We start from the raw sequence: 25600 nt of genomic DNA on the forward strand, positions 1-25600 counted from the left end.
TCGATCCAAAGGCTCCCAGGCGCCTCGGCCGATGGTCATACGATGTCAGGGGCTGCGTCCTCCCCGCTGACGGGCTGATGAAGCATCATACGCGGATGCCCCCGATTCGGTGCTTGGCCCGCCCGCCTATTCTTCCACGAGCGCGCCGTTATCGGCGTCGATCCGGTACGGCTTGGCGGTGCCGTCCGTCGCAGTGACGGTGACGCTCAGGTAGCGGCTGTCGTCGCTCCAGACCGGATGGGACACGACGCCCTCGAACGTATGGTCGAACACCTTGCCTCCGGCGGCATTCTGGATGACGATCCAGCCCTGGCTGATCGAATAGCTGTACGCCCGATCCGGAGAATACGTCGCCTCCGGCACGGCCGCGAAGCCCATGTCGGCGCTGCCCATGATGTCCGAGACGACGCCCGGCGAAGGACCGGCGAAGTTCATGATGCCTTGCGGCGTCTTGGCGAACTCGCGCGCGGCGCCGCCGCCAGGCGACGGATAGACCGTCGAGCCCTGGCCTCCGCCTGCGGAGACGGACGGCGATTCCGGTCCTTGCGTCCGCTGGTTCTGTTCCGTGCGGGGCGCCACCGACCGTGTTTCGCTGTCGGGAGGCGTCGTCGAGGTCGGCACCGTCTGGCTGTCCACGATCTGCTGCTTGGACTCGGCCCCCGCCTCGCTGCCTCCCGAGGCCGCCCCCTCCGTCCGGTCGGCGCTGGCCGGAGCGGATTCCTCGCTCGCGCTCATCAGGCTCGCCGCTTCACCGCCCGTATCGGCCACGGTATTCGAATGGCCGAGCGGAGATTGCGGTCCGGAGCCCCACGGAGCGAGGATGAGAATGATCGCCGCGGCGGCTGCGGCCGCCGCGGAGCCCGTCCAGATGCGGGCGCGCCGGGTGAAGCGGCCTGCTGCCGGACGACGGGCAGGCTGTCCGCCGCTTGCACCCGTCTCCGCCGTCTCCGCCGCTTGGAGCGCGAACGCCTTGGCTTCGCGATGCGCGTCGATTTCGTCGAGCTGCGGCAGGATCGAGTCGACCAGGCTGAAAGGCGGGGTTACTTTGGGAAGCTCCCCGAGCTCTCCAGACAGCCGTTGCAGCCGCTCGAACAGCTCCTGGTCGTCCGGGCAACGCCGGAGATGCTCCATCAGCTCCTGGCGTTCCAGCTCGTCAAGATCTCCGTCCAGATATCGGTTCATGTATTCTACCACCTCTTGACAAGTCATCCTCGGACACCACCTTTCTGATAATCATGGAGCAGCGTCTGCAGCTGCTGGCGGGCCCGGAACAAGTAAGACTTCACCGTGTTGAGCGGAAGGTCGAGCGAATCCGCGATCTCGTTGTAGGAAAAGTCCTGCAGGTACCGAAGCACGACAACCGCCCTGTGGTGATCCGGCAGCTTGTCGATCGCCTCTCGAATATCTTTGGCCGCGTAAGCGGACAGCACTTCCTCCTCCACGTCCTGCTTCTCCCGGAACACCATGTCATGTTCCTCGATGGAGACGACGGGCTTCGTGCGGCGGAATTTATCGATGCATATATTCGTGACGATCCGCTGGATCCAGGTTTTGAACTGCGCTTTCTCTTCGTAGGAGTTGATCTTGGTGTAGATGCGGATCAGCGCCTCCTGCGAAGCGTCCAGCGCGTCCTGCTCGTTGCCCAGAATGTAATAGGCGGTCCGGTAAACGTGGTTCTCTATGTCGCGCAATAGGGACACGAGAGCGTCGCGATCGCCCTGTTGAGCGGCTCGTATGAGGCCAGGCTCTACCACGAAGGTTCCCCCTCTCTTGCACCGTCACTGACGCAGCCGGGCTGCTCAAGGTTGCGGCGCATTCAAAATAAATATAAAAAAGTGAGTAATGGAAAAAATTTTCACAAGGAAGCGGGACGAGAGAATATTTCCCCGCCCCGAGAGCACTCCCCTACCTTAGCAAAAAAAGCTCCCGGCGTATAGACGCCGGGAGCGGGAGAAACTGGAGACCGTGCCGAACGGGCCGCCGGACGGCGCTGGCTTGACTGCGGCAAGAGCGGCAAGCGATGCCCCGGAGCGGGGCTGCGGACGCGCCCTAGCCTCCCTGCTTGCGGTATTCCTGCGGGTTCAAGCCGTATACTTTGCGGAACAGCCGCGCGAAGTAGGAGAAGTTGCCGTAGCCGAGCCCCGCCGCGATCTCGCTGACGCTCTCGTCCGTGCCGAGCAGCCGGGCGGCGGCCGCGCGCATCTTCTCCTGCAGGATGTAGTCGGTCAGCACCTTGCCCGTCTCCTTGCGGAACAGCCTCGACAGATAGGCCGGATTGAGATACACCTGCTCGGCCAGCTCCTCGCGCGACAGGTCGCGGTCGAGATGCTCGGCGATGTACGCCTTGACCTGGCGCAGCACCGGGCTTTCCGCGCGGCGCGACTGCGCGAGCGAGCCGATCTGCTCGAGCAGGGCGTCCGCCCAGGCGAGGAAGCGCTCCGCCGAGCGCGAGGCCGCATGCACGCCTTGCTCCCGCCAGCGATGAAGCAGATGGGCGGGAAAGCCTTTGCGATGCAGCGCGAGATAGGCCGCCTGCAGCAGCGCGTAGGCGTAGATCTCCAGCGTGCGCGGCGCGAGCTCGTCCTGGCGGGCCGCCACCAGCCCGGCCAAGCGCGCTTTCATGCCGGACGTTCCTTCCCGCTCGAGCAGATCCGCCCATTCCAGCAGCTCGGCCGCCGGCGGCGAGCCTTCGCGCTCCTCTCCCGCATGCCGCAGCTCCGGCGAGGTCCGCACGCTCGCATCGCCGCCGCCGACGCTGCGGTATTCGTCCAGCAGCACGCCGAGGCATTCGCCGCGCAGCTCCGCGACCGGCACGGAGCTGCCGATGTAGACGGACATCTTGCAATAGAAATAGTCGCGGCACGCCTGGCGGTAGCGGTCGCACAGCCCGATCAGCTCCGCCTCCCCGAGCGCGCCGCGTCCTTCGAACAGCAGAATCCAGCCGTTGCCGCGGTCGTCCTCGGCGACCGCGCCGGGATGCTCGGCGAGCAGCAGCTCCTCGGCGGCCTTGCGCAGGGCGAACTCCATCACGCGCTCGTCGCGCTCGCTGATCGGCTTGTCCCAGTTCTCGACGCTGATGAGCAGCGGCCGCACTCGAGACAGCGCGTCCGGGTCGGCATCGGCCGCTCCGGCGGTCAGCTCCAGCCAGCGCCCGTCGGCGCTGTCGCGCCCTTCGAGCAGGTCGTTCCAGCGCCGCTCGGCGACGAGCGGCTTTTGCATCTGCCACTGCTCCGCCATCTGCTGGTAGCGCTCCGACTCCTCGTCGCCCCGCCGCCGCTCGGCGATGCGGGCGCCGAGGCCGCGGAGCACCTCCTCCAGCTCGGCATAGATGACCGGCTTGAGGATATAGTCGCTGCTGCCGAGCTGCAGCGCCTTTTGCGCATAGCGGAACTCGGAGTGGCAGGTGAGGAACACCGTCTCGAGCCGCAGCCCTTCCGCGCGCACCCATTCCACCAGCTCCAGGCCCGACTGCTCCGGCATCTCGATGTCGCAGATGAGGATGTCCACCTCGCGCTCGAGCAGCAGCCGGCGCGCCTCCTCCGCCCCGTGCGCCTCGTACACCTCGGCGATGCCCGCCCGCTCCCAGCGAACGCCGGCGCGAAGGCCCTTGACGGCATAGATCTCGTCGTCCACGATCAGCGCGTTCATGCCATCCTCTCCTTTCCTGCCGTCCTCTGGCCCGAGGACGGCGCGTGCAGCGGCAGCCGGAGGACCGCGCTCAGCCCGCCCTCCGCTCCGTTGTCCAGCTCAAGCCTCACCGCCGTTCCATAATAAAGGCGGCTGCGGCGAACGACGTTCCAAAGGCCGACATGGCGCTCGCCCGGCTCCGCCGCATGGATCCGCTCCAGCAGCGGTCCGAGCGAGCCGGCCGCGATGCCCTTGCCGTTGTCTCTCACCTCGATGAGGACCGCCGCTTCGCCGCCGGCCGCGTCCTCCTCCGCCTCCGGGCTCCGCCGGACCGTCACCTCGATGCGGAACGGCCCGCCCCCGCTCGCCTTGAAGCCGTGGACCATCGCGTTCTCGACGAGCGGCTGCACCGACAGCGGCGGCAGCGGGAAGCTTTCGAGGCCGGGCTCGACCTCGAAGCCGAAGGCCAGCGATTCCGGGAAGCGGTGCTTCTGGATCGTCAGGTAGTCGCGGATATGCTCCAGCTCGTCGGACACCGTCACCGAGGCCGCCCCCGTGTTGATCGTGAAGCGGAAGTAGCGCACGAGATGGAGGGCGATGCTCTGGATGATGTCGTAGCTGCGGATCTGCGCGAGCTGGTAGACGATGTTGAGCGAATTCATGAAGAAATGAGGCTGGATCTGCGCCTGCAGATGCTTGAGCTCGGCTTTCTGCGTGCGGATCTTCTCTTCGTAGATGTCGATCTTCAGATGCTCGATCTGCTCCGCCATGCCATTGAACGTCTCGTTGATCGTATCGAACTCGGGCAGGCGGCTGTCCGGCAGCCGCGCGCTCAGATCGCCGGCGCGGATTTTACGCATGCCGCGGATGAGCCGGTACATCGGCATGACGACCGCTCGCTGCAGGACGTACAGGTAGACGCCGAGCAGCACCGCCGCCAGCACCGGCACCGCATAGGTCAGATAGCGGAAATACGGCAGTCCCTCCAGCAGCGACTTTTCGGGCATGAGCAGCAGCAGCCGCATGTCCGCCATGCGGGAATCCTTGGCGACGAGCAGATGCGGCTGCGGCACGTCGGCGATCGCATAGCCGGCGAGCGCCTCGGCCAGCGCGCCCGGCATGCCCGCGGCGAGGCCGCCTCGCAGCCCGGCGGCGAGCTCCGTCAGCGGCTCGCCGGAGCCGCTCGTCAGCACGGCGAAGCCTTTGCCGCCCGTGCCGAGCTCATGCAGCGGCGCCATCAGCCGGCCGATATCGACCCAGGCGCCGATCGCCGAGCCGTAGCCGTTGTCGACGACGCGCAGCAGCGCGAACGAGCCGTCCAGCCGCTGCAGCGTCCAGCCGGTGTACGGCGTGTCCGCTCCGGGCCCGGCCCGCAGCACGTCCCGCAGCCGCGCGACGATGCGCTCCTTGCGCTCGAACGAGACGTTCTGCTGCTGGGCGAGGAACAGGTCCTCGTAGCGGGAGCTGTAGGCGAACAGCACGTCGGCCGCCTCGTAGTAGTTCGTATTGGCTCCGAGATCGGCCGCCGCCTGCGTTTTCGCCCGGTAGTAGTCCCAGCCGCCCCGCTCGTTCTGCGAGAGCGTCATCAGGTCGCGGTTCTGCTCGGCCGTCTTGAACAGATAGTTCTGGACCTCCTCGAGCACCTTGTCCATGTCGTTCAGATACATCGTCAGCAGGCTGCGGTTGGACTGGGCGACCTGGGAACGGACGACCGACGTCGAATAAAGGTTGTTCCACAGCAGAAGCAGCACGAGCGGCGCCGTCACGCCGACGAAGCCGATGATGAGGCGGGTCCGCAGCGTCTTCGCCTGCTTCGGCCGTGCCGAGCCGGATCCGTTGCGGCGCGCAGGCAGCCAGGCAGCCGGCATCAGGATTCCCCCTCTCCGGCGGAGGCTCCGCCTGCGGCGAGCCAGGCGTCGAGCTGGCGCTGCTTCTCCGCGATGACCTTGTCCGCGCCGGCGGCCTTCAGCCGCTCCAGGTACATCGGGATGACGGCGTCGGGATCGAGCTCGCCGGTGATGAGCGCGGGCGAGAACTCCTCGTCGACGCGGCTGCAGGCGGCGATCTCGTTGCTGACGGGCGACGGATCGAAGACGAAGCCGAGCGCCTTGGACGGCTCCGCTTCCTCGTTGAAGCGGCGATAATTGTCCCATTGCTGCGGATCCTCGTTGTCCCACAGATAGGAATTCAGCTGGTTGCCGAACATCCAGGGCAGGTTGAAGTTGTAGCGGACCGTGCGCGCGTCCACGCCCGGCGAGAAGGCGATGCGCCCGTCCGGCCGCACGACGTAGTGGCGGCCTTCGATGCCCCAGTCGAGCAGATTGAGCAGATAGCGGTCCGTATACAGCAGCTCCAGCAGCCGCATCGCCTTCTCGGGATGGCGGGACGTCCGCGGGATGGCGAACATCGCGCTCGTCACGTCCGCCGTCGTCGTGTACGGCTTGGTCAGCTCGACGGCGACCATCGGCATGCCGGTGTTGCGCGAAGCCTGGATCTCGAAGCCCGGCTTCATCGACTCCGCGAAGGCGAAGGCGGCGCCGGCCTTCACCGCCTCGTACTCGCTGTCGCGGGAGGTGACCGCGTCGGCGTTGAGGTAGCCGCTGCGGCGCCATTCGTACATCAGCTTGGCGTAGTCGCGGTACGTCCGGGCGGCGGCGAGATTGACGACCTTGAGGCTGCCGCCCGCGCGCTGCAGCACGCCCGGACCGTCGCCGAGCATGTCGAACAGGCCGTATTGGAGCAGGAATGTCAGCGGGCTCCGGTCGGCGCGCACCTGCAGCGGCGTCACGCCCGGCTCGCGGCGCTTGATCGTCTCCAGCACCGGTCCGAGATCGGCGAGCGTGCGGATCGCCTCGAGGCGGATGCCGTGCTTCTCGACGAGATCGGCGCGCATCACGATGCCCTTGCTGGCGGCGAACTCCTTGTTCGTCGGAATGCCGTACAGCTTGCCGCCGATGCGGCTCGCCCGCAAAATTTCCGGATCGAGCACGCTGGCGATGCCGGCGCCTTCGCGCTGCAGCAGCTCGTCGAGCGGCAGGAAACGGCCGCGCGACACCTCGTCGCCGAAGCGCATCCAGCCGGCGGTGAACATGAGGTCGACCTGGCTGCCGGAAGCGTAGACGAGCCCCGTGCGGTCCCACCAGCTGCTCATGTCGACCGGCTTGATCTCGACGGAAGCGTCCAGCTTGTCCCGCAGGTAGCGGTTCATCTCCGCCTGCACGAGCGGCAGGTCCGGCGGCGCGACGCTGGCCGGGAACATGAGCACGAGGCGGTCGGACGCCTCGGCGCCGGACGCGGCGGAGCCGGGCGACGGCTCTCCGCCGGAGGAGCGCTCGGATCGGACGGCCGGCCACGCCGCCAGAGCGGCGAGCAGCAGCAGCGCGCCGGCGGCGGCCAGCAGGCGGACGCGGCGGGCGCGGAGCCCGCTGCGGTCGAGATCGTGGTCGGTCATGATGCGGCAGTCCCCTCTTCGTTCGATGATCCGGACCGTTCCGGTCCGGAAGCGATTTCAATTATACGCCGGCCCCGGCCGCGCTTCTACTAGGAATCGGACCTCGAATGCCACGATTGTGACCTTGCGGGCCGCGGCGGCTCGGGATCGCCGGGGCGGGCGAGACGGAGCGGAGGCGTCGGCGGGCGAGTGCGCCAGCGGGCGGATGCGTCGGCGGGCGAGTGCGTCGGCGGGCGAGTGCGTCAGCGGGCGGATGCGTCGGCGGGCGAGTGCGTCGGCGGGCGAGTGTGCGACGGCTAGCAGGCGAGTGCGCCAGCGGGCTGGTCAGCCGCGGAACAGCTTGCGGTATTCCGTCGGCGTCATGCCTTCATGCTCCTGGAACCGTTTATTGAAATAGCTCGCGCTCGGATAGCCGGCCTCGAGCGCGATCTCGCCGATATTGGCCTCGCGCCGCTCCAGCAGCCGCTGCTTGGCGCGCTGCAGGCGGGCCCGCGTGACGAACTCGCTCGGCGTCATGTCCAGCGCCCCCTTGAACAGCCGGCAGAAATAGTGGGTGCTGACGCCGGCGCGCTCCGCCCACTCCTGCAGCACGAACGGCTTCGCCGCCTCCTCCTCGAGCCGCGGCAGCAAGGACAGGATGCGCTCCTCCGCGGGACTGGCGGACGGCGAGCCGAGCGGCACCGCCTGCTGCACGAATTCCGCCAGCACGCCGTAGGCGAGCGTCGAGAGCAGCGCGGGCCGCGTCATGCTGCTCGCCTCCGCCTCCTCGAGCAGCGCCTGATGCGCCTCGATCCAGCCGGCCGGCTGGCGGAGCTTCCAGAGCAGGTTCTGGTGGAAGCCGCGCTCGACCATGAAGTCCCGCAGCCGGCCGCCGTAGAAGTGGATCCAGCGCACCTCCCACGGATCGTCCTTGCTGCTGCCGTACTGCTGGGCCGCGTGCGGAAAGTACAGCACCGCCTGCCCCTGCGTCAGCTCCTGCTGGCCGGATTCCGTCCGCACGTACCCTTTGCCGGAGACGACGATGTGGATGCTGAAATTGTTCAACGCTCCGGCGTCCCGCATCACCTCATGCTCCGGGTAGTCGCAGTAGACTCCGACCGATTCCGGCAGGATGAAATAGGGCTGCTCCGGTAGCGTGAGCAGATGCGTCTGTCGCTGCATGTTCGACCTCCATCGCAATATCGTGTTAACTCGTATCATATATTTTCATTTTTAAAAAGTAAATCATCAGGTACAATCACAATATCGTATTAGCTACCTTAAAGGAGGCGTTGTTCATGACCCAATCAGCCAAGCTGCGCTGGGGCGTGCTCGGAGCCGCAGGCATCGCGCGAGGCTCTGTCATCCCCGGCCTGCTCCGTTCGCAGCTCAACGAAGTGAAAGCCCTTGCAAGCCGCGACCGGGACAAAGCCCGGCGGACGGCCGACGAATTCGGCATCGAAGCGGCGTACGGCAGCTATGAGGAGCTGCTGTCCGACGATTCGATCGAGGCGGTATACATCCCGCTGCCCAATCATCTGCACCGCGAATGGACGATCCGCGCCCTCGAGGCCGGCAAGCATGTGCTTTGCGAAAAGCCGCTCGCGCTGACCGCCGCCGAGGCGGAGGAAATGGCGCTCGCGGCGCAGAAGGCCGGCCGCCAGCTGGCCGAGGCGTTCATGTACCGGCATCATCCGCGCTACGCGATGATCCGCGAGGTCATCGCCTCCGGCGAGATCGGCGATCTTCGCAGCCTGCATGGGACGTTCACGTTCAACAGCTCCGGCAGCTCCGGCAACGTGCGCTTTGTCAAGGAATGGGGAGGCGGCGGGCTCTACGATGTCGGCTGCTATCCGATCTCCGTCGCGCGGATGCTGATCGGCGCCGAGCCGGAGGCGGTCACGGCGCGCGCGCTGTTCTCGCCCGAGCACGGCGGCGTCGACATGATGGCGAGCGGGCTGCTGGAGTTCCCCGGCGGCCTCGGCGTCACGTTCGACTGCGGCATGTGGGGCGCATTCCGCAACAAGCTCGAGGTGCTGGGCACGGACGGCATCCTGGAGGTGCCGTCCGCGTTCATGGCCGGCTTGGAAGGCGAGACCGGCTTTTATGTGACGACGGGCAGCGGCCGGCGCTATGTCGACGTGCCGCAGGTCGACCACTTCTCGCTCGAAGCCGACGACTTCGCCCGCACGGTGCTGCACGGCGAGCCGCAGCGCTTCCCGCCGCAGGATGCGGTCGCGGGCATGCGCGTGCTGGAGGCATGCCTCCGCTCCGCGGAGCAGCGCGTCCGCATCGAGCTGCCGTCCTGCGGAGCCGGCTCGGCCGAGGCTGCCGCGGCCGGCGCTCTCGAATCGAAAGGAGTCGAATGATCATGAAGACGATCTCGGTCAAAGGTGTCGCCAAGCCGATCAGCGTGCTGATGAAGGGCTCGGATTATTTTACGAACGATAGCTACGAGCGCGCGGCGGCCAATCTCGACGCCTTCCTCGCCGCCGGCGGCAACGCCATCGATACGGCGCATATCTATTGCGGCGGGCAGAGCGAGACGGTCATCGGCCGCTATATGGAGGAGCGCGGCAACCGCTCCGACATCGTGATCCTGACCAAAGGCTCCCATCATGACGAGTCCGGCCCGCGCGTGAACGCCGAGGCGATCCGCAGCGATCTGCTGACGAGCCTCGAGCGGCTGCGCACCGACCATATCGAGCTGTACGCGCTGCATCGCGACGATCACTCCGTGCCGGTCGGCGCCATCGTCGAAGCGCTCAACGAGCATATCGAGGCCGGCCGCATCGGCGCGATCGGCGGCTCCAACTGGACGTGGCAGCGGCTGCAGGAGGCCAACGACTACGCCGCCGCCCACGGCTTGACGGGCTTCGCCTTCAGCAGCCCGAACCTGAGCCTGGCCAAGGCAAAAGAGCCGTTCTGGGCCGGCTGCGTCTCCGCCGACGAGGAAACGCTGCGCTGGCATGAGCGCGAGCAGCTGCCGCTGTTCTCGTGGTCGTCGCAGGCGCGCGGCTTCTTCACCGGCCGCTTCGGACCGGAGGACACCAGCAACGCCGACCTCGTGCGCGTGTTCTACAGCGACGCCAACTGGGAGCGGCTGCGCCGCGCAGGCGAGCTCGCCGCGGAGAAGGGCGTCAGCACGATCCAGATCGCGCTCGCCTACGTGCTGAACCAGCCGTTCCCGACCTGCGCCCTGATCGGCGCGCAGAACCCGGGCGAGCTGAGCTCCTGCCGCGACGGAGTCGAGATCGCGCTCTCTCCGGCCGAGCTCGCTTGGCTCGACCTGCAGGCGGAGACGCGCTAAGCAAAAACGACCCGCCTGGCGCGAAAACGCCGGGCGGGTCGTTTTTTTCGGACTCCATCATAGGCCGCCGTGCTGCAGGCTTGGATGCAGCTTTCGGCACCTCGCGCGGCTGCCCGCGCGAGGTGTGACGATGCGTGATGGCTGTCAACCTAATGCCCTGTCCGATTCCGGGAGCTGCGCTGACCCTCCAGCCTCTCCCGTTCCTCCAGCCTCTCCACCAGCCCCTCCACCATCTCTAACGATACGGACAGACTCTATTTGCTCCAAAAGAGGCTCGCAAAAAATGTAACGATACTCAGCGAGCTTATGGCTTCAAAAATGAGCTTCTGCCATGCCAGAAAGGCCGAATAGCGCTCGTCCGTATCGTTGGGTTGCAAAAACGAGTCCGATTCGACAAAATAAGGCTCCTCCGTTTCGTTGGGTCGCCGTCCGTTCGCAAAGCAGAACACGCCTTGCCTAAGGCCGCACCGATTTCCGGCCTGGCCCAAACAGCCGCAGCGCCGCTCCGGCGGCCATCGCGCCGAGCACGCCGCCCGCCGTATTGAGGATCAGGTCGTCCACGTCGAACGTGCCGATGCCGAGCAGCGCCTGGGCGCATTCCAGCGCAAGGCTGGCCGCGAAGCTGATCGCCGCCGCGCCGAGCAGCCGGAGCGGCGAGCGGCGCAGCGCGAGCGTCAGCAGCATGCCGAACGGAATGAAAATCAGGATATTGCCGAACAGATTCAGCCGTCCGATCGAGCTCCCTCCGTCCCAGTCGCTGCGAATCTGCCCGAACGGCTCCAGATTTCCGCGGCGGATCCGCCCCAGGATAAGTCCCGGGTCGCTCAAGGACTGCCTCAGCTGCTCGGCGAGAAAGCCGATGTCGCCGGTGCCGAGCTTGAACAGGATGACCTTGACGAGCACCCAGCCATACCCGAGCAGCAGGACGGAGACAGCCAGCGTAAGCAGGCGCCCGACAATCGGAGCCTGTCTTTTCGTCGCCGCCGCACGCCTGGCCGTTCCGCTCGTCCGCCGCAGCGATTCGTTCGTCCGACTCGCCATCTCGCTTGTCCTCCTTGCCGTCTCGTTTGTCATCCCGCTCCGCCTTTGTTCCGCCAAGTCGTGACGATGATGCCGCCGGCATTGTCCCCGGACAGCTCCGCCAAGCTTCCAGCCGCGACGGCAACCGCTCCGCCGGGACTCGCTTTCTGCCAGGAGATGGCGTACGTCTTGCCGAGCGACTTGAAGCGGAGCTTCTTTTCCTCCCGAAGCAGCGCGATGTATTCCTCCAGCACGAGGCCCCGCTCCTGCATGATTCCGCTATGCGGCAAGCCGACGTAGCGGAAATGCCACGGCTCGTACTGGATGCCCGTCACCTCGGTCTTGTCCTCGGGATACCGCAGGACGAAGCCGTAGCGCCAAGCATGCTCCCGCATCCAGCTGCCCTCCTCCGTCGACTCCATCCGGCCGAACACCGAGCCGACGTCGAGCGCCAGGCCGGTGTTGTGCTCGCTGTGCCCTGCCGGCAAGGCATAGTCCGGCCCTTGCTCGCGGTACAGCCGCTCCTGCTCCTTGGCAGAGCGGTAGGCGCTGTTGACGACGAGCCCGTCCACGCCGTCCTTGCGAGCCGCCGCGACCAGCTCCGCGAACCGACCGGCCGCCTCGCGCGACAGCTGGGCGTCCTGTTCTCCTTCCGCCAGGCGAAGCTCGCCCGGCTGCTTGGACAGGGTGACGAGATCAAGCCGGGCGCCGTCCGGCTGCAGGCCGTGATCGCGGTTGACGAGCATCAGATTGCCGGAAAAAGCCTGCTCCAGTCCCGCCTCCAGCCGTTCTCCGGCCGCATTGGCTGCATTGGCCGCATCGCTCGCCCCGGCCGCTTTGCCGCCGTCCGCATCGCTCGCGCTGTCCGCCTTGCTCGCGCCGCTTGCGCCGCTCGCCCCGTCCCCTGTATCACCTCCGGGCGTCCTCCCGGCCGCATCCCCGCCAGCCGTCTGCGCCTGCCCCGCGCTCCCGCCTCCATGCTCTTCCCCTGCGCCGATGGCTGCGGCCATCCGCTCCGCCATGCCGCAGCCGGGCAGTCCGCCCGCCAGCACGGCCGCGAGTCCCGCCGCGATTCCGATCGTCCGCCATCGTCTGTTGTCCATGCCGCTCTCCGCCTTCCTCTTGTCCGATAGGCTCTATGCTAGAGCAAGAACCTAAAGACAACCGGCGGGCAAACCTAAATTTTTTCTAAAATCGGCTTCGCAGATGCAGATGCCCCGTCCCGCGGCAGCCGCACCTCGAAAACCGTCCGCACGATGTCGCTGCGCGCCGCGATCGTCCCGCCGTGGCGCTCGACGATGTTCTGCGCGATGAACAGGCCGATGCCGGTGCCGCCGATGCCGCTCTGCCGCGACTTGTCGCCGGTGTAGAACATGTCGAACAAATGCGGCAGCTCCTCCGGCTCGATGCGGCTGCCGTAGTTGACGATCTGCGCGACCGCCTCGTCCCCCTCCGCGAAGCAGCGGAAGTCCACATAACGTCCGTCCCCGCCGTAGCGGGCGGCGTTGACGGCGAGGTTCTCGAATACGCGGGCGAGCAGGTCGCCGTCCGCCTGGACAAGCAGCGGCGGCTCCAGCTCCAGCCGGGCTTCGAGTCCGTTTTTTTCAAACAGCGGCTGCATCTCCTCGCTCAGCTGCGACAGCAGCTCCGCCAGATCCAGCTCCGCGCGCTCCAGCGGGAGCTGGCCATGCTGCAGGCGCGTCACCTCGAACAGCTCGTCGATGAGCCGCTCGAGCCGCTGCGCCTTGCTCGCCGCGATGCCGAGATAATGGCGCGTCTGCTCCGGCGTCAAGCCGTCGTCCTTGAGCACATAGTCGAGGTAGCCGACGACCGAGGTGAGCGGCGTCCGCAAGTCATGGGCCAGGTTGAGCACGAGCTGGTCCTTGCTGCTCTCGGCGAAGTCGCCTCTGCGCACCGCTTGCCGGAGCTTGTCTCCCGCTTGCCCCAGATCCTCGGCGATCGATTGGAACTCGTCGCCCGAGCGGATCTCGACGCGGCGCTCGAAGTCGCCCTCCGCGAGCGCGCGGATGCCGCCCGAGATCTGCTGGAAGTAGCGCGCGTAAGGCGAGGACAGCGCATAGAAGAACAGCACGGCGAGCGGGATGAAGAACAGCAGGAAAAAGTTGAAGTCGCCGACGTGCCGGATGAGCTGGCGCAGGCGGACGACCGACTCGTCCTCGAACCGCACGCTCGAGGTGTAGTAGGCTTGAAGCAGCTTGTACGCGATGTACGTCGCCAGCCCGGCAAGGCCCATGCTGAGCGCGAGCAGCACGATCATGCGCGAGCGGAAGCTGCGGAAGGACCTAGGCATGGAACTTGTACCCCACTCCCCATACCGTCTTGATCCACTTGTCCTTGTCGGAACCGAGCTTGCGCCGCAGCGAGCGGATATGGACCATCACCGTGTTCGTGCCTTCGTAGTAGTCTTCCTTCCACACCTGCCGGAAAAGCTGCTCGCCGCTGAACACCTGCCCCGGATGGCGCGCCAGCGCGTAGAGCAGATCGAACTCCTTGGGCGTCAGCTCCAGCTCGCGCCCGTACAGCCGCACGCTGCGGCTCGCCGGGTCGAGGATGAGGCCCGCCGCCTCGACGCGCCCGCTGTCCTCGACCCTCGGCTGGGCGAGCAGCGCCGAGCGCCTCAGCTGGGCTTTCACCCGCGCGACCAGCTCCAGCGGATTGAACGGCTTCGTCATGTAGTCGTCCGCGCCGATGACGAGCCCCGAGATCTTGTCGAAGTCCGACGTGCGCGCGCTCAGCATGAGGATCGGCAGCGCATGCGCCGAGCGGATGCGGCGCGTCGCCTCGAGCCCGTCGATGCCGGGCATCATGAGATCCATCACCGCCAGGTCGATGCCCCCGAGCTCGACCGCCTGGATCGCCTCGAGGCCGTCCTTCGCCTTTACGATGCGGAAGCCTTCCTTCTGCAGATGCAGCTCGATCAGATCCGCGATCTCGGCCTCGTCCTCCGCGATCAGGATCGTCGCTTGTCCCTCCATCGTCGTCACCGCCTTTCCTACTGTTCTACCAGAAATGAGCGCGAAAGAAAAACGAAGCCCCCGCGCAGGCAAGCCGAATGGCTCGCCTGTACGGGGGCTTTGGATGCGGCAGGGCTGGGGAAAGGGCTTCGTGGCGCAGCTCCACCCCAGCGCCGACAAGGGAGCTTCTTCCCTTGTTCACGCGGGTTCCACAGGCGGCTTCGCCAGCCTCCGCCTTACGGCGTCGGCATGCCGCCGTTGGCGTTCAGCGTCTCGCCGACGACGTAGCTCGCCTCCTGGCTCGCCAGGAACACGTAGGCCGCGGCCATCTCCGCCGGCTGGCCGGGACGGCCGAGCGGCGTCTTGGCGCCGAACTCCGGCAGCACCTGCTGCGGCTGGCCGCCGCTGATCTGCAGCGGCGTCCAGACCGGCCCCGGCGCGACGACGTTCACGCGGATGCCCTTCGGCGCGACCTGCTGGGCAAGCGCCTTGCTGAACGTATTGATGGCGCTTTTTGTCGTGGCGTAGTCCAGCAGAATCTCCGACGGCGAGTAAGCCTGGATCGACGACGTGTTGATGATCGCGCCGCCGGCCGGCATGTGGCGGATGGCCGCCTTGCACAGCCAGAACAGCGCGTAGACGTTCGTCTTGAACGTCGCGTCGAACTGCTCGGTCGTCAGGTCGGCGATGTCCTCGACGTACTGCTGCATGCCCGCCACGTTGGCGAGGATGTCGATGCCGCCGAGCTCCTTGACCGCCGACTCGATGAGCGACTCGCAGAACGCCTCGTCCTTGAGGTCGCCCGGGATGGCGACCGCCTTGCGGCCGGCCTGCTCGATCTGCTGCACGACCTCCTTGGCGTCGGCCTCCTCCTCGGGCAAATACGTCAGCACGACGTCGGCGCCCTCGCGGGCGTAGGCGATCGCAACGGCGCGGCCGATGCCGCTGTCCGCGCCCGTCACGACGGCCTTGCGGCCAGCGAGCCGTCCGGAGCCCTTGTAGCTGCCGGAGCCGTCATCCGGCTTCGGATCCATTTTCGTTTCCAGTCCCGGAGGAGCCTGCTCCTGCTTGTATTCCGGTCCGGCCTTCGGGTACTGCGTCGTCGGGTCCTGCATGCGGTTCGGGTCGCTCATCATGCGATCTCTCCTTTATCGAGGGGCTTGCGGCCGGTTCAACCCGGCCTGTTCCTCCTTGTTATACCCCTCGGGAGCGAAAATGAACGCCGTCTCGCCTGAAAAACCGTTCGGTCTACCAGTTGTTGCCGGAGCCGCTCGCCGTGAAGCTCGGCGAGTCGTTCACGAACTTGCCGGACGGCGCGCCGTTCACCGCATTGTTCGTAAAGGTCGAGCTGCCCGTCGCGGAGCCGCGCACGTAGAAGCCGTGCGTGCCGGCATTCGTGATCGTGTTGGAGCTGTACGTCACCGAGATGCCCGGCGCGGGTTCTTCGATGAAGACGCCGGCGTACGTGCTGTCCTCGATCGTATTGCCGGCTACCGATACGGTCAGGCTTTGCGCCTTGCCGTTGTTGTTCAGCCAGTACGCCCAGATCGCGCCGATGCCGTAGCCGTAGTCCTTGTGCAGGGAGCCGGCGCGCACGAGGCGGTTGTTCTGGACGGTCAGCGTGCCGGTCATCGACGGCGGATTGAAGTTCGTTCCGAAGCTGATGCCCGACCCGTTGACGACAGTGTCTTCCAAAAGGTTGCTCAGCACCTTGTTGTCCTTGCCGCCGTAGATGGCGATGTTGTTCGCGAGCGTCGGAATCTGCACCGTGTTGAAGCTGAACGTATTGTTCGTGTTCAGGTAGGTGTCGGACCACATCGCCAGCCCGTCGTCTCCGCTCGTGCGCACCGAGTTGTTCGTCACGGTCGTGTTCGACGTGCCGTAGTGGAGGTTGACGCCGTCCGCCCAGACGTGGCGGATGCGGGAGTTCGAGAACGTCGCGCCGCTCGTCTGGTTCGTAAGCCAGAGGCCGACCTTGGCATGGGTGATCCACAGGTTCGTGATCGTGGAGTTCGTTCCGTTGCCTTCGACCGCCGTCACGCCGTTGTAGTCGTCGCGGATGCGGTCGTCCGGCGCGATCTTGAAGTCGGAGATCGTCACGTTGCCGCCGCGCAGGTACAGTCCGGCATACGCGCCGTTGATCTCGGAATGCCAGATGCCCGCGCCGCGCATGGAGACGCCGCTGTCGAGGTACAGGCGGGTGCCGGTGCCGTTGTAGCCGGCGCCCTTCGTGCCGCTGCCGATCGTGAACGAGCCCGCCGGAATCCAGACGCCCTTGAGCGTGCCGCCGGAGTTTTTGACCGCCGCGATCGCGCTGTTGAACGCCGCCGTATCGTCGCCGCCGCCATTCGCCGTCGCGCCGTAGTCCGTCACGGAGACATAGTTCGCCGGCTTGGAAAGGGCGGCGGGAACCGCCTCCGTCTCGACGAGGTCCACCGTGACGTAGGACGTCTGCCCGAAATTCAAGTTGCTGGCGTCGCGCTGCAGCTTGAGGACGGTGCCGGCCGGGTAGCTCTGGTCGAGCTTGAAGCTGACCTCGTCGTACATGTGATGAGGCGTCGTCGGCTGCGCGCTCGGGTTGTTGGACCAGCGGATCTCGCCGCCCTCGGTATTGTAAGATCCGTAGATCCAGCTGTACTTGGACGTCAGCGGCACCTGCTGCTTGAGCGTGCCGTTCACGTACAGGCTGATGCCTGCGTCGATGCCGGTGCCGGCGGCGTTGTCCGGGATCGAGTAGCGCACCGTCACGCCCTGCGCCGCCTTGGCCAGCGTCAGCTGCACGTACTGGCCGGCGCCGGTCAGGCGCACCGCCCTGCGGCCGGATGCCTCGGAGGCCGGATCGCCGAACGTGCGGGACGGACCGATGGCCGTTCCGTTGTGGGTCAGGCTTTCCGCCTGATAGGTGTCGTACGGCATCGTCGCCCCGAAGGAGCCGGACGGCGCAGGCGTAGGGGTCGGAGTGGCCGTAGGGGTCGGGGTTGGCGTGGCGGTTGGCGTGGCCGTCGGCGTGGCAGTCGGCGTGGCGGTCGGAGTCGGTGTCGCCCCGGCCTGGCCATACACCTCGAGCTCGGCGGCCTGGCCGCCCGTCGCTCCGCTGTTGGCGGTGAAGCTCAGGCGGACGTACCGGGCGGACGAGGCGGAAAAGGAAATCGCCGCTTCGTTGCCCGTCGCCGGATCGAACGTGTAGCTGGCCGACGCCTTCAGCGTCGAGTAGGACGTATTGTTCGCGCTGCCGAGCACGGCCAGCGTCTGCGAGCGGGTTCCCCAGCCGGAAGGCAGCTTGACCTTTACGCTGGAGATGCTCTGCGCGCTGCCCAGGTCGACGGTCAGCGTATTCGGGTAGGTGCCGGCAGCGCCTTCATAATACGAAGAGACATTTCCGTCCACCGCGTTCGAAGCCGGGAAGCCGCCGACGCTGCTGCTGGCCGTGGCGGCTTTGCCCAGCGCCAGGTTGGCGCCGAGCGACGCCTCGAGCGCCAAATGGTCGAGATTGACGTTGCCGCTGTCGGCCGCGTCGAACTTGTACTGGATCGTGTTCGAGCCTGCGTTCAGCGACACCGTCTCGCTGGCGGCGGCCCAGCTGTCCCAGTTGGCCGTGGCGGGCAGCGGCAGCTGCTTCAGCTTGGAGCCGTTGACGTACAGGCTGAGCGTCTGGGACGAGCCGGTGCCGTTGGCGTAGCGAAGCGCGGCGGAGTAGCTGCCGGCAGCGGCGGCGCTGACCGTGAAGGTCGTGGCGGCGCTGCCCTTGTTCGCGTCGGTATACCCGCCGACAAAGCCGCTGCCGGTATAGCCGGCATGGTCGCTAGCGACGGACGCGCCGCCGGCTCGGGCGGCGGACTCCGCTTCGTAGATCGTCGGCGCGGCGGACGCTTGCGGCGCAGCCGCGACGAGCTGCACGGCCAGGACGGCGGCGGCGAGGACAGCAGCGCATCGCTGCATCCATGGAGATCGGTTCATTCTTGTTCCTCCTTAAAAGTAGGCTGATCGCCTTTCGGCATCATCCGCGGACCGTTTCGGGCGGTCCGAATCCTGGTTTGCGCCTCTCTCCCCTTTCATGCCGAGATGCGGGCTCCGAAAAAGCTCGCCCCTTTGTCGAAAGCGCTTTCTACGAGTCCATTATCTCGACAACCGGATGCGGATACTACCATTCTGGTGACCTGTACGGACATTTTGAGCAGATTTTCGCTTCCATTCGTGCGCGATCCGATCCTCATTCACCGCCCCATCGAGCTGTAACCCGAAACAATCGGGCTGCAGCTTGGCGCGTGCTCGTCTTTCGAGCTGCAACCCGAACTAATCGGGTTACAGCTTACCGCGTGCTCTTCTTTCGAGCTGTAACCCGAGATAATCGGGTTACAGCTTGCCGCGCGCTCTTCTTTCGAGCTGCAACCCGAGATAATCGGGTTACAGCCTACCGCGAGCTCGTCTTTCGAGCTGTAACCCGAGATAATCGGGTTACAGCTTACCGCGTGCTCTTCTTTCGAGCTGTAACCCGAGATAATCGGGTTACAGCTTACCGCGCGCTCTTCTTTCGAGCTGTAACCCGAGATAATCGGGTTACAGCTTACCGCGCGCTCTTCTTTCGAGCTGTAACCCGAGATAATCGGGTTACAGCTTGCCGCGTGCTCTTCTTTCGAGCTGTAACCCGAGATAATCGGGTTACAGCTTGCCGCGCGCTCTTCTTTCGAGCTGTAACCCGAGATAATCGGGTTACAGCTTACCGCGTGCTCTTCTTTCGAGCTGCAACCCGAGATAATCGGGTTACAGCTTGCCGCGTGCTCTTCTTTCGAGCTGCAACCCGAGATAATCGGGTTACAGCTTGCCGCGTGCTCTTCTTTCGAGATGCAACCCGAACTGCCGAGTTACTCGGTTTTTCCGCGCATCTCCGACCGTTCGGCCCTCCACTGACCCGAATTACTCGGTTTTTCCGCGCATCTCCGACCGTTCGGCCCACCACTCGCCCGAGCTGCTCGGTTTTTCCGCTCATCTCCGACCGTTCGGCCCTCCACTTGCCCGAGTTGCTCGGTTTTTCCGCGCATCTCCGACCGTTCGGCCCTCCACTCGCCCGAGTTACTCGGTTTTTCCGCGCATCTCCGACCGTCCGACCCTCCACTTGCCCGAGCTGCTCGGTTTTTCCGCGCATCTCCGACCGTTCGGCCCTCCACTTGCCCGAGTAACTCGGTTTTTCCGCGCATCTCCGACTGTTCGGCTCTCCGCTCGCCCGAGTTGCTCCGCCCCGCATCCCGACTAACTCGATTTTCTCGACTTAATGGCTCGACTGCGCACCACTGGCTGACATCCTGGCTCGCAAACGTATCGCACAAAGGCGACTGCCGTCCCCCATGTTCCTTGGACCGGCTGCTTCGGCTCGTCGTTCCGGAGACAAAAACAAAAAAGCCGCCCGCATGCCGATGGATCGGCAAAACGGACGGCCAGAGCTTCCTAGGTGCGGTCAAATAGAGTTACGGCCGCAGCTGCTCCAGAAGGCGGAGCAGAAGCATCGCGGCCTCGGCGCGCGTCACGTCTGCCTCCGGATGGAACTTGCCGTCCGGAGCGCCGAGCAGCAAGCCGCGAGCGGCCAGCTCGCGTACCGCGTCCGCCGCCCAAGGGCGGATCGAGGCGGCATCTGCAAACGCAGGCGCCGAGGACGCTGCCGCTCCGGCAATGGAACTTCCGGCAGTCCCCTCTGCTTGCGCGTCGCCGCCTGCCTCCAGGCCGGCGCTCGCAGCGGCCTCGGAAGCGGCGGCCCCGCTCGCTGCCGAAACGCCCGCGAACGCCAGAATGCGCGCGGCGAGCACCGCCAGCTCCTGCCGGCTGAGCGCGTCATCCGGACGGAAGCGTCCGTCGGCATCGCCTTGCACGATGCCGGCTGCCTGCACGGCGGCCAGCGCCGCCGCGGCATTCGGGCGCTTGCCGGCGTCGCTCCATGCTGCCGGAACGGCAGGCAGCGCCTCCAGCTCGAACGCGCGGGCCAGAAGCAGCGCGATTTCCGCGCGAGTCACGCGGCGCGAAGGCTCGAACGAGCCTCCCGGCACGCCGGAAGCGATGCCTTTGGCCGAAAGCGCATGAATCGCCCCTGCCGCCCAGTGGCCGGCCGCCACGTCGCGGAACGCTTGAGCGGGCAGCTGCGCGACCGCGAAGCTGCCGGAGCTCAGCGTGCGCACGACGACAAGGCTGCCGGATGCGTCCGGCGCTGCGAACGCCGGCGCGGTACGCAGCTTGCCTCCGGTCGAGCCGGCGACGAGCGCGGCCGTCCGGGCCGCATCCAGCCGTTCCGCCAGACGGAGCTGCAAGGAAACGTAGCCCAGCGAGCCGTCCGGCAGCGGCAGCGTCTTGCCGCCGGCGATCAGCTCGGCGCTCCAGCTGGCGGCGACGGCTCCCGTCACGCCGCCGCGCTGCGCTGCCGCTGCCGCAAGCTGCGCCTTCGCCGACGCCGGAGCGTCGCCGAGCGCAAGCCGCAGCGCTGCCGCCTTATCGCCCGCCGCGACAAGCCCGGCGAGCCCGGCCGCTTGGCGAGCCGACAGCTCCACCGCCCGGCCGTCCGCTTCCAGCCGCAGCAGGACGCCCGGCTCGGATGCCAAGCTCTGCAGCGCGGCGAGCGGCACAAGCGCGGCCAATCGGCCGTCCTCCGCGCGGTAAGCCTGCAGCCGCACGGAACGCTGTCCCGTGCGGACCGCTTCCTCCACAAGCTGTTCGTTGGCGGCGAGAGAAGCGTCTGCATCCTCGGCAAGCGCTGCTGCCGGATTGGCTGTCGGCGAAGCCGTCGGGGCGGCACTGGACGAAGGAGCCGGACTAGCTGACGGCGACGGTGTCGCCGACGGACCGCCCGGCTCTCCCGGTCCTCCCGGCTCACCCGGTTCTCCCGGTTCACCCGGCTCCCCCGGTCCTCCCGGTTCTCCCGGCCAGACCAGCCCTTCTCCCGTCGCCGCGCCGTCGGACGGCAGCGCCGCCGCCGCTGGCGCACCCGGCGTCTCGGTCAGCTCGACCGTCGCGCCGCCGGCCCGGAACCGGCTGCCGAGCAGCGCTCCGCGCTGCTCCAGCCCTTCGAGCAACACGCGGCCCGCCACGCCCGGACCGGCATGCACGCCCCAGGTGCCGGAGCCGGCCAGCACCAGATTGCGGATCGTGATCTCGCCTCCGGCCGCGCCCATCGGCTGATTGCCGCTGACGTACAGGCCGGAGTACGTGCTGTCCAGCACATTGTTGTCGAAGAGGTCGATGTTCGCCTCGATCGGCAGGCTGTCCGTGAACAGCCAGATGCCGCCGAAGTCCTGCTTCCAGTTGGCCTCGCGCCCGCCGGTGCGGATCAGCGTGTTGCGCTCGACGACCGTGCGCCCGCCGAAAGGCACCGGATTGAAGCGCGTCGACAAGGCGATGCCAGCGCCGAATCCGACCGTATCGCTCAGCACGTTGTCCTGCACCTTGTTGTCCGAGCCGCCGAACACCGCGATGTTGTCCGCGAGCCACGGCAGCTGCACCGTGTTGTAGCGGACCGTGTTGCCGGACACGCGGGCGTCGTCCGCGCTCACGCCTTCCGGCCGCGCCGACCAGAGCGCGATCGAGTCGTCGCCGCTGTTGCGGACGTGGATCTGCTCGGCCATCGAGTTCCGCGTGCCGGTCGAGAAGTTGATGCCGTCCGCGTACGTATTGCGGATGCGCAAGCCCGCCGCGTACAGCCCGTCCGTGACGACGCCGCCGTCCTCGTCGTCGCTGCGCACCGACCAGATGCCGGCTTTGGCATGCTCGACCCATACCTGCTGGATCGTCGAGCCTCGCCCGAACGTGCCGTCGAACGCCGCCTCGCGCAGCTCGTCATGCCGAGCCGTCACGCCGACGTCGATCATGAGGTCATACACGGAAATGCCGCCGCCGACGCCCATGAAGCCCGCGCCCTGCAGCTTGGAATGCCACATGCCCGCGCCGCGGATCGCGATGTCCCGCAGCTCGATCGGCCCTTGCCGCAGCTCGAACGTGCCGGCCGGAATCCATACGCCCTCTCCGGCCCTGCGGGCATCCTCGATCGCGGCCCGAAGCGCCTCGGAGTCGTCCTGGCCGTCATTCGGCGCGGCGCCGTAATCGACGATCGACCGGTACCCGTCCGGCCGGGCATAGGCCGCCGGAGCCAGCTCCAGGTCCGCGCTGTCGATGACGACATACCCGGCTCCGCTGTCGCCGCCAAGCTGCAGGCGCAGCAGCGAGCCCGCCGGCAGCGTGCGGCCGAACCGCAGCTGCGACTCGTCGTAGAACCGGTGCGGATCGCCGTCCTCCGGCTCGTTGGACCAAGGATAGCTGCCATACACCCAGCTATGCTTGCTGGACAAGCCGATCCGGCCCGCATCCTCGCCGTCGACCGTCACGCTCAGCGCCGCGTCCAGCCCCGCCCCGTCGGCGCTGTCGGGCAGGACGTACCGCAGCGTCATCGCGCTGGCCGGCTCGTCCAGCCGGAACTCCACGAACTGGCCCGGCGCGTCCAGCAGGACCGCGCGACGGCCCGAAGCCTCGGAGGCGAACGTCATGAACGCCCGGTCCGGCCCGACGGCCGTGCCGTTTGTCGCCGCATGCTCGGCTTCATAGGTCAAAAAAGGCAGCGTCGCTCCGCGATAAGCGCGGCTGGTCGCGCCCTTCACCGTCAGCCGGTCGACGAGCAGCCCGCCGGCAGCCCCGTCCGGGAAGCTCAGCTCGACCGAGTTGGACCCTTCGCGCAGCGGCAGCGCGAGGGAGAGGTCCGTCCAGCCTGCGGCGCCGTCCAGCGCCAGCCGTCCCTGCGGCAGGCCGTTGACGGCAACGTCCGCTGCCCCCGAACCGCCCTCGGCCGCGACTCGAAACGCCGTCTCGTAGTCGCCGGCCGCGCCGGCCGCCACCGCCACGATGAGGCGGCTGCCCGCCTGCCCGATTCCGGCCGCATAGCCCGAGCCGCTATATCCGTCCCGCTGCGACGACGCCGCCGCGCCGCCGCTCATGAAGCCGTTCTCGGCCTCGTAGCGGATATCGCCAGGCAGCTCCTCGAGCGTCCACAGGATGCTCTCCGGCGCCGCCCCCGTCTCGGCGGACGCCTCCAGGCGCAGCCCTCCGCCGGACAGCGCCAGCGCCTGTCCCGGCCGCGCCGCGCTGTGCAGCATGATCCTGCCGCCGCGCGTCTCAAGCCGCCACTGCGCCGGCTCCGCCGCCGCTTCCGACGCTTCCACGGAGCGGATCTGGCCATCGGCGCCGACCGCCAGATAACGGCCGCCCGCGCCGCGCAGCCGCTGCCTGCCGTTGAAATCCTCCAGCCGCCACAGCGCGGCTGCTCCCGCGTCGCGGCCCGCAAGCGCCGATACGGCGCCATCGCTTGCCATGCCTGCATACCGATCCGCGCCATTCCTCAGCCGGTAGACGCCTCCATGCGGCGCGGCCGGCGTCGAGCCGTCGCCGATCGCGGCGTCCTCCTCCGGCACGAACCCGTCCAGCGGCGCGGCTTCCAGCCGCCACTGCACCCGGGCCTTGTCCACCGAGCGCAGGCCGAGCTGAGCATACCCCTGGCCGTCCTCGATATGCACGTATTCGTCGGAGCGGCCCGGCGACAGGCTGCGCAGCAGCGCCGTGCCGTCCGCCGGCCCGCGCTCCAGCGCCCAGCCGGAGCCGGAGCCGGTCCCGGCCGAGCCGGATTCGTCCGCTGCCGCTGCCGTCAAATAAGCCTTGCCCGCGCTCCAGCGAAGCCAGCCGCCCGTGGCCCGGTTCTGCAGCCGCCAGCCGCCGTCCTCCGCAGGAGCGGGCAGCCAGTGGGAGCGCTCGTCGCCCGGCTCCGCCGAGCCGTACAGCACCGCGCCGCTGCCGCCAGCCAGCAGAGCCTCGCCGCCGCTTTGACCGATCAGCCGCACATAGCCGTCCGGCAGCTCGAGCGGCGGCTGCGGCTGCGGCTCTCCGCCTTCCGCGAACGTCTCGAAGCGCCATTTCGGACTGCCCCAGTTCGGATCGATCGGGTTGTACTCCGCCGTCTTGAGCTGATGCTCGACGTTCAGGTAGCCCGATGCGGACTCCGGACGCGCGTCCGCCGCGCTGCGGATGAGCCGCAGCCCCTTCGTGTCCTTCACGATCCATTCCGCAAGCAGGGAGCCGTTCGTCCGCTCCGCCACCCGCACCGGCTCGCGCGAGTCCGGCTTGACGCCTTCCAGCGTCATGTAATGTCCGGTCGCCCGGTTGCGGATCGTCTTGACGCCCTCCTTGCCCGGCACGTCCTCGACGAGCCACATGGCGGCCTCATCCGCCGCCGCGGCGTTGCCGTAGGCGAGCTTGCCGTCCTGCTCGAACAGATACAGCTCCAGATAATCGTTCTTGATGCGCACATAAGGCGACAGCTCCGCGTCCGGAGCCGGCTCCTTGACCGTCCACTCGGCAAAGGCGGCCTGCTCCGCGCCGATCGCGCCCGCGCGGGCCGTGCCGTCTCCTGCGGCCGCATGCAGCTTGAGCTCCGGCTCTCCCCATGCGGCGAAGCCGGCCTTGGTCCCCGCTCCGAGCTCGTCGCGGGCCGGCGTCAGGCTCCAGCGGACCGAATCGCCCGCTGCGCCCGCAGCCGCGAGCGCGAGCGGCGCGCCTGCGGCCGCGCGGCTCATATACCGGCCGTCGGCGACGTTCCGCAGCCGCACCGCCATGCCGTCGTCCTCGATCGCCCAATGCGACGACGGGTCCTGATAATCCGCCGCGAGCGAAGCGACGGCCCCGTCCCGGGCGGCCAGATACAGCCCCGAGCCGCCGTCCTGCAGCCGCATGGCCGGCGCGTCCGTCGCCGCTTCCAGCCGCCAGCTCGAGCTGCCCCAGCCGGGCTGCGCCCAGTCGCTGATCTGCAAAAAGCCGGTCTGCTGCTGCACATGCAGAATGTACGACGGATGCTCCGCGCTGCGGAGCGTAAGCTTGCCGCCGGCCTGAGTCTCGACGAGCAGGTCGCCCGCCGAGCTGCCCTCCGGCAGCTCGGCCGCTTTCGCCGGCGCGTTCAGCGCGTCGCCGTCGTTGCCGAGGCGGTTCAGCACATGGCCGGTCGCCCGGTTGACGAGCCGCTCGCTGCCCGGCGTCGCGCCGGGCACGCGGAGCCAATGCGAGGCCGGGTCGTTCGCAGCCGGCGTTCCGTATTCGACCTGGCCGTTCTTTTCATACAGAGCCATGCCCTTCCAATCCTCCACCAGCCGCACCGGCTCGGCGTCCAGCGCGCGCTCCAGATGCCACACGGCAGAGCCCCAGGACGGCTGCGCCCAGTCGCTGGCGTTG

The 25600-nt window shown here is 67.3% G+C and carries 15 protein-coding genes; 2 read left to right on the top strand and 13 right to left on the bottom strand.

Annotation, left to right across the window (positions count from 1 at the left end; genetic code table 11):
* Nucleotides 1-126: 126 nt before the first annotated feature.
* From B8V81_RS04100 to B8V81_RS04125, 6 genes are all read right to left on the bottom strand, one after another.
* On the bottom strand, nucleotides 127-1209 hold the full coding sequence (locus B8V81_RS04100) for an anti-sigma factor (protein ID WP_101807798.1): 1083 nt from the start codon (nucleotides 1207-1209) through the stop codon (nucleotides 127-129).
* The gene (locus B8V81_RS04105; protein ID WP_028597116.1) at nucleotides 1206-1754 is read right to left on the bottom strand and encodes an RNA polymerase sigma factor; all 549 of its coding nucleotides are present in this window, start codon (nucleotides 1752-1754) and stop codon (nucleotides 1206-1208) included. Before B8V81_RS04105 ends, B8V81_RS04100 begins: the two co-directional genes overlap by 4 nt.
* A 295-nt stretch (nucleotides 1755-2049) precedes the next feature.
* Nucleotides 2050-3648, bottom strand: a complete 1599-nt coding sequence (locus B8V81_RS04110) for a helix-turn-helix domain-containing protein (protein WP_101807799.1) — start codon at nucleotides 3646-3648, stop codon at nucleotides 2050-2052.
* Nucleotides 3645-5495 (bottom strand): sensor histidine kinase, encoded by a 1851-nt coding sequence (locus B8V81_RS04115; RefSeq protein ID WP_101807800.1) that lies wholly within the window; start codon nucleotides 5493-5495, stop codon nucleotides 3645-3647. The genes B8V81_RS04110 and B8V81_RS04115 overlap by 4 nt, the downstream gene beginning before the upstream one ends.
* The gene (locus B8V81_RS04120) at nucleotides 5495-7078 is read right to left on the bottom strand and encodes an ABC transporter substrate-binding protein (protein WP_101807801.1); all 1584 of its coding nucleotides are present in this window, start codon (nucleotides 7076-7078) and stop codon (nucleotides 5495-5497) included. The genes B8V81_RS04115 and B8V81_RS04120 overlap by 1 nt, the downstream gene beginning before the upstream one ends.
* Before the next feature lie 324 nt (nucleotides 7079-7402).
* Entirely contained in the window at nucleotides 7403-8239 is an 837-nt protein-coding gene (locus B8V81_RS04125) for an AraC family transcriptional regulator (protein WP_028597119.1), read from the bottom strand.
* A 116-nt stretch (nucleotides 8240-8355) separates the two neighbouring features.
* Between B8V81_RS04125 and B8V81_RS04130 the strand changes: the two genes are divergently transcribed.
* Together B8V81_RS04130 and B8V81_RS04135 are read left to right on the top strand one after the other, a co-directional pair.
* Nucleotides 8356-9426, top strand: a complete 1071-nt coding sequence (locus tag B8V81_RS04130) for a Gfo/Idh/MocA family protein (RefSeq protein WP_084136467.1) — start codon at nucleotides 8356-8358, stop codon at nucleotides 9424-9426.
* A gap of 2 nt (nucleotides 9427-9428) precedes the next feature.
* Entirely contained in the window at nucleotides 9429-10367 is a 939-nt protein-coding gene (locus tag B8V81_RS04135) for an aldo/keto reductase (protein WP_028597120.1), read from the top strand.
* A 456-nt stretch (nucleotides 10368-10823) separates the two neighbouring features.
* Here the strand turns inward: B8V81_RS04135 and B8V81_RS04140 are convergent, their stop codons facing one another.
* The 7 genes from B8V81_RS04140 to B8V81_RS04170 all read right to left on the bottom strand — a co-directional run bounded on the left by B8V81_RS04140 (nucleotide 10824) and on the right by B8V81_RS04170 (nucleotide 25497).
* On the bottom strand, nucleotides 10824-11408 hold the full coding sequence (locus B8V81_RS04140) for a VanZ family protein (RefSeq protein ID WP_052332864.1): 585 nt from the start codon (nucleotides 11406-11408) through the stop codon (nucleotides 10824-10826).
* Between the two features lie 29 nt (nucleotides 11409-11437).
* Nucleotides 11438-12490 (bottom strand): M15 family metallopeptidase, encoded by a 1053-nt coding sequence (locus B8V81_RS04145; protein WP_052332865.1) that lies wholly within the window; start codon nucleotides 12488-12490, stop codon nucleotides 11438-11440.
* 74 nt (nucleotides 12491-12564) lie between these two features.
* The gene (locus B8V81_RS04150) at nucleotides 12565-13698 is read right to left on the bottom strand and encodes a sensor histidine kinase (protein WP_052332866.1); all 1134 of its coding nucleotides are present in this window, start codon (nucleotides 13696-13698) and stop codon (nucleotides 12565-12567) included.
* Complete coding sequence (locus B8V81_RS04155) at nucleotides 13691-14383, bottom strand: response regulator transcription factor (protein ID WP_101807802.1); 693 nt, start codon at nucleotides 14381-14383, stop codon at nucleotides 13691-13693. Before B8V81_RS04155 ends, B8V81_RS04150 begins: the two co-directional genes overlap by 8 nt.
* Nucleotides 14384-14598: 215 nt before the next feature.
* Nucleotides 14599-15495 carry a glucose 1-dehydrogenase gene (locus B8V81_RS04160; protein WP_028597122.1) on the bottom strand — a complete coding sequence of 299 codons (897 nt, stop codon included), beginning with the start codon at nucleotides 15493-15495 and terminating at the stop codon, nucleotides 14599-14601.
* 115 nt (nucleotides 15496-15610) lie between these two features.
* Nucleotides 15611-18319, bottom strand: coding sequence for a discoidin domain-containing protein (locus B8V81_RS04165; protein WP_101807803.1), 2709 nt, complete (start codon nucleotides 18317-18319; stop codon nucleotides 15611-15613).
* Nucleotides 18320-19824: 1505 nt separating this feature from the next.
* Nucleotides 19825-25497 (bottom strand): S-layer homology domain-containing protein, encoded by a 5673-nt coding sequence (locus B8V81_RS04170; protein ID WP_425320488.1) that lies wholly within the window; start codon nucleotides 25495-25497, stop codon nucleotides 19825-19827.
* Between the last annotated feature and the right edge of the window lie 103 nt (nucleotides 25498-25600).

The sequence above is a fragment of the Paenibacillus pasadenensis genome (genome assembly GCF_002864175.1).
Taxonomy (GTDB): Bacteria; Bacillota; Bacilli; order Paenibacillales; family Paenibacillaceae; genus Paenibacillus_O; species Paenibacillus_O pasadenensis.